At 36.6% G+C, this 11,222-nt stretch carries 8 protein-coding genes; all 8 read right to left on the bottom strand.

Going from position 1 to position 11,222, the window contains the following annotated elements; genetic code table 11:
* Window positions 1-470: S1 family peptidase (locus AC2JBO_RS37715; RefSeq protein ID WP_496958761.1), on the bottom strand; the 470-nt coding region annotated here is incomplete at its 3' end.
* 100 nt (window positions 471-570) lie between these two features.
* Window positions 571-1,281, bottom strand: coding sequence for a S1 family peptidase (locus AC2JBO_RS37710; protein WP_496958760.1), 711 nt, complete (start codon window positions 1,279-1,281; stop codon window positions 571-573).
* A 97-nt stretch (window positions 1,282-1,378) separates the two neighbouring features.
* Complete coding sequence (locus AC2JBO_RS37705) at window positions 1,379-1,975, bottom strand: COP23 domain-containing protein (protein ID WP_496958759.1); 597 nt, start codon at window positions 1,973-1,975, stop codon at window positions 1,379-1,381.
* 129 nt (window positions 1,976-2,104) lie between these two features.
* On the bottom strand, window positions 2,105-2,587 hold the full coding sequence (locus AC2JBO_RS37700) for a hypothetical protein (protein WP_496958758.1): 483 nt from the start codon (window positions 2,585-2,587) through the stop codon (window positions 2,105-2,107).
* A 90-nt stretch (window positions 2,588-2,677) separates the two neighbouring features.
* Entirely contained in the window at window positions 2,678-5,263 is a 2,586-nt protein-coding gene (locus tag AC2JBO_RS37695) for a CHAT domain-containing protein (RefSeq protein WP_496958757.1), read from the bottom strand.
* 58 nt (window positions 5,264-5,321) lie between these two features.
* On the bottom strand, window positions 5,322-9,077 hold the full coding sequence (locus tag AC2JBO_RS37690; RefSeq protein ID WP_496958756.1) for a two-partner secretion domain-containing protein: 3,756 nt from the start codon (window positions 9,075-9,077) through the stop codon (window positions 5,322-5,324).
* A 106-nt stretch (window positions 9,078-9,183) separates the two neighbouring features.
* Window positions 9,184-9,945, bottom strand: coding sequence for a DUF928 domain-containing protein (locus tag AC2JBO_RS37685; RefSeq protein ID WP_496958755.1), 762 nt, complete (start codon window positions 9,943-9,945; stop codon window positions 9,184-9,186).
* Window positions 9,946-9,965: 20 nt separating this feature from the next.
* Window positions 9,966-11,222 (bottom strand): CHASE2 domain-containing protein (locus AC2JBO_RS37680; protein WP_496958754.1); only part of this gene is annotated, 1,257 nt, incomplete at its 5' end.

The raw sequence follows: 11,222 nt of genomic DNA, 5'->3' as shown, positions 1-11,222 counted from the left end.
CCTGATATTTCTCCAGATGTAAATTGGCGGACTAGTTGCCCAGTACTTCCAGGTGCAGGCCATCCAGAAATAAAAACTGACTTTCCGACAACAGCTTGGTTAGAATTGGCAATTTTAGCTACTTTGTAGTTTTGATTACTACTAAACCGTACAACAGCCATATCAACCCCAGGTAAGCGGCTAATGTTGCTTAATTGATAAGCTTTTTTGTCAAAGGTGACAATTTTGTAATCATCTTTTGACGCAACAACATGGTAAGCAGTCAAAACGTAATAAGTATTATTGTCGTTAGAAATAATTACTCCAGAACCATGCCCCTGTTTTCCTTTAATTAAAACTGTAACTTCACGCGCGACATTATTGATTTGTTCTCCAGTCATGGCAAAAGCTGCTACTGGTTGCATAACTAGAACAGCGCTAACAACTGCTGTACCAGCTAAAATAGCTGAAAGATTATCTTGGTATCTCATGATTTTCACTCCAAAAAGTACTAAATATTAAGGAAATCCAGTATTGTACAATAAGTACTAATTACCAAAAGTTGAGATGAGCACCCACGGGTATTTATGATTAACAACCTAGGGTTGAAATTGACTTTGGCGCCAATTTAATAAAAGTTTGTATTGGCACAGCCCAACTTAGCTTCATCATTTGCTTCTGTATAGCCGCACTAGGAATTTCACCATTTTTAAATACATAAGGATTACCCCACAAAGGATAAGAATGCCTACCATTAATAGCTATAATTTGACCTTGACTATTCAAGACTGGACCACCACTCATACCTTTTTGAATATCATTGCTATATCCAATTTGAAATCCTCCTTTTAGTGGTTGGTTTAACAAGATCTTGATTTGTCCTTTACTAAAAGTAAAATCTTTGGATTCTAAGGGAAACCCAGCTGCAAACACTTCATCGCTTTCTGATAAATTTGCAGATTTAGACAACGATGCAACTTGATAGCTATTAGCTTTACTACGAAACTTTAGTAAAGCTAAATCTTGTCCAGAAAATTTAGAATTTTCTACAACAAGAGCATTATAAATACGACTATCAGATGTTTGAATACGATATGGTTTTCCTTGTCCTGGTATTAATACATGGTCGTTAGTCAAAACTGCATAATCTTGTCCTTGCCTGTGTATTAAAATCCCAGAACCCCAAGCATCTCCTGAGAAAACTTTGACGGTTATTGATTTAGCATAGGAATGCAATTGCACCGTTGAGAGTTTCGGTACAACACAGGAGCCAACCACCATCAAAGAAGCGTTTTCAGCCAATATCTGCCTAGGCAATTTAACTAAGTAAATGCCAATACAGACTGTCAGTATTAACAAACTCCTGTTCATGTATAATCAAGCTCTAATACCTGTATGACTACCAAATTCCTTCAGGAGATATGATTTCAGGTTGAGCGCCAGGGGTAGCATCCGATGTAGATTCTACTTGGGTATTATTTAAAAACTGATTAACATCAATAGAATTAGTTTCAGTTTGAGAATTGCTAGATGACCTAGAACTTTCGTACAAAGGACTAGTAGCTGTACCATCACCAATATTAAACAATTGTTGTAAAACACGACTGGCATTTGCTCCCGGTTTGAGAGTGAATAACAAGCCTTCACAACCACCACCTTTTGAATTGCTGACACAAACTACAGATTGACGGTTCATGATACCTGTAGTGATGTAATTCAGGGTGCCATTATTTTTATAAATTTGAAAACGTCTAGTGACTTCTTGACAACGTTGCTGTGGAGTATAACCAGAAGTTGCAAAATTCGAGGAAACCCAACGAATTACCGGAACATTGCCGCGTTTAGTACGAGCATAAGTAGTTGGTATTCCTTGTGTACTTTGACCACAGAAGAAGGTGGTATCCTGAGCATGACTTGGTTGATTGCTGTTGACGATTGAACCAAAAGCAGTAAGTAAGGTTATACTAAATGCTTTTGCTCCTGGTTTAAATGTCATATGAATCAGTCGGTTTTTCAATGTTTGTAAAGGGTACACGACAGTTTGCTTTTCGTAAGGTTTCATTTTGATTTAAGTGCCTGATTACTCTACTACTTCTTTATCGGGTTAGGTTTGAAAAACCATGCATTATTTACCAAAGGCACCAATACCGTAGTAACAATAATTTGCTCTGCATCTTGCCATAGTTACTTTAATTCTAAATTGACCACTCCAACGTGGTCTAACTTTGATATAAGGATAGTCATCATTGCCAGTATCTGAGTCGATGAGGTTTCCACCTTCGTCGTAAAGTCTTAAGTCAATATCTTGGCAGTCTTGGTCACATACTCCTACAAATGCATAATCTACACCTCTACGTAGATTTATAGTCACATAGTCACTTTGATTGCTACTGAGTTGATCTACGAAAGGGTCGTGTGTTAGTTCATAATTACCACCCAAGTTTAGAGAAACAGTCGCTCGGATGAGTTGCTCGCGCACGCTGTTTATCCAATACTCATTATTAGCAAGTGCAATGGTAGGGCTAAGAACTATAGCGGTAGACAAAAGCCCAAGTGTCCAGTGTTTAGGGTAAGCTAGCGCTCTGTTTAATGTAGTTGTACGAATCATTATTATTACTTCCCATCAGGTGTTTTTTGGTTCTGTATATGTATCGGGATAAATACAGATTTCCATGCATACACTGAAAGAAAGTAAATTTTATAACCAATTACCTACGAGAACGTATGGCGCCCAGATGTATGGCTTGTCTTTCTGTTCAGAAAAAATGCTGAGTTGAGCGCGCTGTAATGCTTCAGCTTTAGTCACTTCTTTCTTTAACTGTCGATAAAATTCACTCAATATTTTTTTGGCAAATTCATCATCTGCAACCCAAAGTGATGCTAGTGTACTACGTGCCCCAGATTTGACGGCGACCCCGGCTAACCCCAAAGCAGCTTGTTTATCACCTTTAGCAGTTTTACAGGCACTCAAAACAAGTAATTCTATGCTCTCTGGTTTGGTTTTATCTCTAGTTGTTAATAAATTATCTAGCTCCTTAATTTCCAGTAGAGCATTCCACGTGAGAATGTAAGTTTGTTCGAGATTAGAACTAAACTGTCCATGCGTTGCTAAGTGAACTACAGAAAAAGGATAAGATTTTATTTGGTTTTCTAAGTTTTGTTTAGTAAACTTGTCATTAAAAAATTCTTTGCTCTGAGGCATTTCGCTGCGAATCTCTTCTAATTCGCTTTTCACATTCTTAAGTAAAGAAAAAGTCTTGCCATCGATTTCTATTTGCTCTCCAACTCCGCCCAGGAAGGCATTCAATTTTACTTTTTTCAAGGGTTTTTGTTCAACTAATTGTAACCCAGGAACTATAGCAATAGCATAGTTTTGAATCAAATATTTTTGCTGTTTTTTGTCATACAAAACTGACATAGGGATATTTCGTAAAGCCCCATCTAAGACAAAAACTAACGTTTTTATTTGGTTTTTATCTAACTCAGATTTAGCAGGTTGAATTAACCATTCGTAAATTTTTTCTGAATACTCGTTAATTTCAAAATTTCGATTATCAATAGTTAAATTAGTTCTTAATTGATTAATGATTTCTTCAACATTGTTTTTAGAGATAGCAGTTGTATAGTTTTTTATTTCTTTATTTGGTAATTTTACAATAACTTCTAAGCGCTTATCTAAAATAATTGGATAGATTAACGCTGTAGATTTATCGTTTTCAACTAATTTGTCAATTTCTGTTGTTGGGCGTAAACAGGCTGAACGTAAAAAGTTCTGAATTTCAGCTAATTGCAAAGATTCTATCACTTTACGGGCTTTAAGATTAGTTTCTTGAGAATCACTATCTTTCAACAATAAGTCAACAAAGTCTCGATACACAGGTTCTACATTCTCTCGAAATGAAAACTGAGTATTTTGATTCATTGCTATTAAGTCAATGCGTAGTGATTGCAGGATTGTCCATGCTTTCTCGTAGAATTTAATCGCACTTTTGGTATCTTCTCGGTCTTTCAGAATACTTCCAAGATGCCATAACCATTGATAGGCAATGTCTTGAGCATTAATTATTTGAGCAATTGACAAAGCTTGCTGAATAAATTTCTCGGCTTGTGCAAAATTTTGCGTTCTATGGTATAATTTTCCCAAAGTACCGAGTGCGTAGGATTTAGCTCGTTGATCTTTGAGGTTCTGTGCTTCTTTAATTGCTAGTTCTAGTATCTCAGTAGCTGGTTGAAGGGTTAAAGATTTATTGCCAAGCTGCGGACTGGTATCTATATATTTAATGATACTTTGAGCAAAGTTAATTTTGGCGTATACAGATGTTTTGCTTATAGGTAACTCTGCAAGTTGAGATTTAATATGTGGTAATAAGTTTGATACTACGTCCCAATTCTTTTCTGCGATTAAGATACTGAGTAAATTTAATTGAGCGTTAATTCTAGTGGCTGGGGTTGCTGATTGATTTGTTGCTTGTTGATAAAATTTAATTGCTTCTTCAGTATATGTTTTGATACTATCTTTAGTATCTTGATTGTCTAAATTAATTTGAATATCTCTTTGGTTACGGGATGTATTGCCTAAACTTAGTAAAATATCACTGGTAATTTGTACAGATTTTATTCGTTGAGCAACTGCTAGACCATCATTTAAAACTTTCCGAGATTGTTCAAAATCACCGACTAAACGGCGAATATTTCCCAAACTGAGAAATCCTGTAGCTTTTACAGCAGAATCTGGTAGTTTACTGAGTTTTTCTGCAACGGAAACTAGTGTTTTATTAGCTTGAAGATACAGCCCTAAAGTTTGCATAGCTTGGGCTTGATTAATTTGATTGCGAATTAAAGATTCTTCATATTTGAATTGTTGATAAATCTTAGCTGCTGCTTGCCAGGTGTTAAGGGCTGCTTCTGTTTGTCCTTGAGATAATTGTAGGCGCCCTTGAACATCTAAGGCTTGAGCGAGAATTTGAGAACTTTCAGAAGTTGAAAGTTTTGATAGTAAATCTAAGCTTTGGGTAATATTTGTTTTTGCTTCTTGCCACTGTCCTAATTGTTGATAGGCTAAGGATAAGTTACTCAGTGACATAGCTTCATTCAGTTTATCTCCATTACGTCGAAATGTAGCTATTGCTTGTTTTAAAACATTTATAGCTTCGGCATATTGTCCAGTTTGATAGAGTGTTTGGGCTGGGGTAGTTTTAGGAATATTAATAGCGAAGCTGGGAGAAAGGAATATACAGATTAATACTATTAATAGCGTGAGAAAAAAAGGCTTAATTAATTTCATTGTATTGGTGCCTTTGCATAAGACAAAAAAGATGTATTTGTGATTGATATGAAAATAACTAAAAGTTTTGAAACGCTGTATTGCAAGTTACTACATGTTGGGAAGAACTATAGGGTGTGGCTGTAGGGACGTTTACTGTGAGGGTGACTTCTCCTGTTTCGTTCATCATCCAGCCATTGGCTTCTATAATCGGTTCTGATATTGTAGTAAGTGCGGTTTGGTTATTTATAGATGCTGTGGAACGATTTTCGGTTTTAGGTTTGAGGCTTACCCAATCGACTTGTATAGCGTCGGTAGTTAAGACATCTTTAGGATTGCTAGGTAAACCACCATGACCAGTGATCACAAATTTACCTTCAGTTTGAGTTGGACTGTAACAACCTTCAGCGATGCCAGAATCTAAGGGTACTCGTGGAAAAGCGATTAAACTTCGGTTGGTGTCTATGCTATTGATAGTGACTTCTCCACTTTGACCTAAACGGGAATCTGCGGAAATATCAACTTGTCCATTACCGCGAAATTGAGAAAAGTCACCGGGGTTACGACCTAAGCGAGAAAATTGCGCTACAAATGCAGGTGAGTTAATTGTAATATTACCTCCAGGTCCAGCATCTGCGTTGGCTAGAATGTCACTGTCTTCTAAAACAAGAAATATCTGAGATTGGATATTGATATTACCACCACCACCTGTACCGTTAAAAACACTGGTTGTGATTTCGCTGCTATTACGTAGGCGGATGTCTGTTGCGTTGATTTTGATATCTCCACCCCCAGATAAGATTGAGCTTGCTTTGATTTGTCCTTGATTTCCTTGCAATTTATCTGTAATGTTGATGACAATATTGCCTGCGTTACCTGTTCCCTCACTGATACTATTAACCCGTCCGGTGTTGGTAAGCTGCAAGGAATTTGCCTGTAACTGAATATCACCGCCTCGTCCTGCTCCTCGTGTTGCAGATGATACATCGGCACTATCTGTAATTGCCATGCGATTCGTTTGCAGAAGTATACCCCCGGCGTTACCAGTGCTATTTGGTTCGGCTACGGTATAAATCTTACTGTTACCACTGGCTGCTAATGTATCTGTGGCGCGGATATGTAAAAATCCTGCATTTCCAGAACCTAGGGTATTGGTCAAGATATTACCTTGATTTTCGAGATTTAGCTGGCGAGTATCTATAAAAAGTGTGCCTCCAGAGGCTTTACCTATACCAGATGTTGATATTCCTCCTGTATTGGCAATATTTACTGATTCCGTCGCACGTATCGTTAAACTACCAGCATTACCTTGAATACCGCTTTGTTGGTTAGCTGCATCAAGACTTTCAAAGAGAAGCTGACGAGATGCGGTAGGTAATGATAGTATCTGTTTCCCAATGTCAGATTCTGCCCCATTTTGCATAGCTTGATACAGGGTCATAATATCACTACTAGTAGTGGCTATTAAGCTATTTTGACCTACAACATTCAAGTTTTTAGTTTCAATGTAAAGATTTCCAGCACTACCTGTACCAAAACTAGATGTAGATATAATCCCACCATTAATTAAATTGACAGAATTATCAGCATATATATTTAGGTTTTCTGCACTGGCTGTACTTACAGTTTGGGAAGTGACACCTCCTTGATTGCTAATTGTTAAAGTTCCGGTAAATAAATTCAATTCACCTGCTTTTCCAAAACCAATAGAGGCACTAGAAAGTTGACTTATATTGTCTATATTCACCGATTCTTGAGCGCGGACTGTGACTTTTCCACTTGGATTTAAAGAATTAATTGAGCTAGAGGTAACTAAAGCTTGATTCTGCAAATTCAAGTTTTTTGTATCGATTGAAACATCACCTGCTGCACCATTAAGCTGAGTTGCAGTCGAAGTGATAGCTCCTTTATTGATTACATCTATCGACTCCTTAGCTTGAATCGACAAATTACCAGCCTTAGCTTGATCGCCTAATGTACTAATAAAGCCAGCATCCTGAAATAATTTATCTGTAAATATAGAAAGATTTCCACCCTTTTGAACATTTGTATTTAGTGTAGATATAGCAGAGGAACGAATATTACTTCTAGCAGTAACATTAATAGAGTTTTTAGCGTTAATTGTGAGATTACCTGCTGTTTCTTGGTTTTGAGTTAAAATTCCAATAAACCCTCCATCTTTAATATTGAGTGTTCCTGTCTCGATTTCTAAATTACTTCCTGCCACTGAACCGTTACTTGTACTAGTTAAATTACTTATTCCACCAATAATACTTGTGCTTTCTGAAACATTAATTTTAAGACTACCAACCCTTTGGGAATTAAGATTATCAGTACCTACAATTCCACGATTAAGAATAAAATTTTTACTATTAATTGCCAGATTAGCATCAAAAGCAACAACATTGGAGTTAACTGCTATGTTACCTTGGCTTGCATTTAACTGAATTTGACCACCTCCATTAAGGATTGGATTGTTAACCACAATATTCTGATTGGTGTTGATAAATATATCTCCTCCTAATGAGGTAATTGGAGAATTAACCAATATGTCACCTGTGCCAGCATTTAATCGAATTTGACCACCATTACTGATAATTAGATTATTTACAAGAATATTTTTACCAGCTTCGCCTGTTATTTCTACACCAGGAAAAACAATAGTTACTGGTGCAAAAAATGTAATATTTTCTGTAGCTTGGAGAGTAACATCAGCAAAAGCAAAATTAATAGCATTTGCAAATACTTTAGTGTTTCCATCACTACCAATATCAGCATCATTAAAAGCATCAGCATCTTCTAAATTGAAGGTTTCTGCACCAGCAGCGACAACTTCAATATTTGTCGGGTCTAGCAATAAAGTTCCAATATTTCCGTTTGTGGCAGTGGTGTCTACTAAACCGTTGTATTCTAAAGATTGTTTGCTTGAAACTTCGACAAAGCCGCCATTGCCAGAATTTACACCACCACGTGCGTTTATATTACCGTAAAATTTTGTACTATTATCGCTCCAGACGATTACTCTACCGCCATTTCCGTTATCAATAGCATCGGCGTTGATAGTAGCATTTTTACCAATATAAGTTTTAGTGGCATTGGGAACTGCACCTTGTCCTTGGAAATCTCCTCCAATCAACACCGTACCACCACCACCGACAGCAGAAACGTCTATTTTGGCATTGTCTAATAAACCTATGCGATCGCCAAACATTTCCACTCTCCCACCGGGTGCGGTTATTGTTCCAGTGCTGGTGACTGTGTTCCCCAATAAAGTTAAGGTTTGCCCTGTACCTACTGTTAAGTTACCTGCATTGTTAATATTTCCCTTTGCACCAGTTTGCAAACCAGGACGGATGTTTACTGTGAGTAGCGGTGGTGCTTCTGGGTTGGTAGTATTGAACTCTAAGCCATTTTCAAATACTAAACTTTTGGCTGTGCTGGCAAAAAAGGAACCGTTAATATCTAGACGCGCGTTTTCTCCAAAAATAATGCCGTTGGGATTTAGTAAAAATAAGTTAGCATTGCCCAATACACCAAGAGTACCCAAAATTTGCGAGGTGTTGCTACCTGTAATGCGAGTGAGAATGTTGTTTACACCGTTGGGATTTTGGAAGTAAACACCCTTACCTACATCCACATTAAATTCTGAAAAGCTGTGAAACAGATTTGTACCACGTAGGGAACCGCCTGTAATTTGGTCGATTTGTGGGTTAAGAGATTCGACTTTACTTCCCAAGCTGTTATCTGGGATGACTTGGGCAAAAGTACGATCGCTTATTGTTATTGCCCACAAAAAGGATACAACAGTCAATATTACAGAATTTTTAATGCTCATAAAATTATTTTCTTTAATAGTAAACAAAATCTTGACTTTTCTAAAATGTTTATATACATATTTGCACTAAATAATTATATTATGCTACCGATAATATGAATGAAAATTATTGTTCAAATTTGTCACCTCCAATAAAATTGGCGTTAGAAATATCTTTGAGATTAGCAGCTTCTAATAACTCCAGCCAGTCTTGAAGAAAAATTTCATCTTTTGGACTTTTGCGGCGCAGTTCAGCTAATTTAGTCAAGCTATCATACCAAATATTATTCTCAGCATAAGCAAGATAATCATCTGGTTTAATATTGGCTGGCATTGCTACACGTTCTATATATGAATCCACAGAAACATAGTCTTCAGATATAGATTGTTTTTCATTACAATAAACTGTAAATATCCACTGATACTTTGTACCTATTTTTAATTTAGTAGGTAAATTAAAGCTGATAATACCAGCTTGACCAGAAAGTACCAAAATTTTTCGTAAAATATTCTTTTTATTATCTATATTGTTTAAAGTAAATTCGGCAAAACGCGCGTTTTTTGGTAGTTCAGGTACATAAACCCAAAAAGTGGGATATTCTGATACTGTTGTTTCAAAAGTAGATTTATCAGTTTTTTCTTTTGTTAATCCAGGTACTAAAGCGACGATATTACTCAATTGCGTAGGACATCCATTTCTTCCTGCACCACCTCGACGACGACCAGAGGGAATACCATTCTTGGGAAATCTCGGTAATTGAAAAGGTTTAAATTTTTGATTATTAACTTTTGGATTGATGTTTTGTGAGTTTTGAGCATTTAATACCTGTTGACTAGGAAGAGCAATGCTTAATAAAGGTATTAAAACAGCAAGGATAAAATTGATCATTGTGATATTTTGCTTGTTCATTATTCTGAAGTTTTATGATAAAATTTTAACCAGAAAGAAATGGAAAATGCAGTTAGTAAAAATCCGAAAATTGCCGGAATAAAAGGTATCCATCCTGATAATAAAAAAATCCAAATACAGCAAAAATAGATTAAAAATATACTTAAAAAAGTACCGATTGCCAAATACCAAGGTTTAGAGAACAACCATGCTATACTTCCTCCTAGTAATGACCATACCCAAATCCAAGCTGCTTCGTTCCAAACACCCCACCACCACAGCAAATCTCTTTTATCTAACACAGTACTGATAATTTGGCTGATCATATGTGCTTGTACAACTACTCCGCTTTCTCTCTGATGGGGTGTAAAAGCATGATATGGAGTTTCCCAAGCATCGTTATTATCTACACCAAGACCTATTAAAATAATTTTATTTTGGTGGGACTTAATAGATTTTTCTGAAATTTTATTTTCTAATATATCTCTTAGTGATATTGATTCGGCAATTTTTTCTAAAGAAGAAAGGGAACGATAGTTTAGCATGATTTGATACCCTAATGCATCAAATTTTTGATAGCCACTACTATGTTCTTTTAATTGTTTGAACTCCACACCACCAATTCGCAGCAACCCTGATTCAGTGAAATCAGCGGTTTTTTCTTCTCGATGCAAGTAGTGCAGCGCGAGTGATAAACTAAAAGCTGATTTTGCTGTACAAAGAGATGTTGCAGGAGTTTCACTACTTAAAAGATGACGACGAGCAACTTTATTATGATCGGCAACAAAATTACTAAAACTCTCTCTTTCTTCGGGAACTCCTTTGGGAGACGGTATACCATTAGTCTTACCATCGTCACCGTTAGTTGCCACTTTACATACAGTAAATAAGCGATTGTCAGACTGGAAACGATGAAGCAAAATTGGATTTATACTGTAAACGCCATCACGATACATATCTAAGCCAATAGTTCGTGGTTGGTATTGATCGAGTTTTTCTAATAATTGCAGCAATGCTTGATCGGAAAGTGAATAGTACCTCTGCATTCCTTTTGCGTCTTGATACTGAAGATCACCTTCGTCAACAGTAACTATTAAAAGACGGTCGTCTGGTTTTTCTGGTAATAAATGCGATCGCATTTGCATAAAGTGGTCAAATGCATGTAACTCTGAGGGTTGTAACCATCCCAAATAACGCACTCCCATCACCAAGTTTGTGACTATGAAACTCGCTAGCATCATAACTATTAGAGTACGCTTGCGGTTTTGAATTGGTCT

It is taken from the genome of Calothrix sp. CBUCES-K 9914, from assembly GCF_059640475.1.
The sequence above is the reverse complement of the archived record's forward strand: the minus strand, read 5'-3'. Positions and strand labels throughout refer to the sequence as shown.

What these genes read in the sequence shown, in the direction of transcription:
- AC2JBO_RS37705 (WP_496958759.1), bottom strand. Translation starts at nt 1,975, where the DNA reads ATGACATTTAAACCAGGAGCAAAAGCATTTAGTATAACCTTACTTACT.
- AC2JBO_RS37700 (WP_496958758.1), bottom strand. Translation starts at nt 2,587, where the DNA reads ATGATTCGTACAACTACATTAAACAGAGCGCTAGCTTACCCTAAACAC.
- AC2JBO_RS37695 (WP_496958757.1), bottom strand. Translation starts at nt 5,263, where the DNA reads ATGAAATTAATTAAGCCTTTTTTTCTCACGCTATTAATAGTATTAATC.
- AC2JBO_RS37690 (WP_496958756.1), bottom strand. Translation starts at nt 9,077, where the DNA reads ATGAGCATTAAAAATTCTGTAATATTGACTGTTGTATCCTTTTTGTGG.
- AC2JBO_RS37685 (WP_496958755.1), bottom strand. Translation starts at nt 9,945, where the DNA reads ATGATCAATTTTATCCTTGCTGTTTTAATACCTTTATTAAGCATTGCT.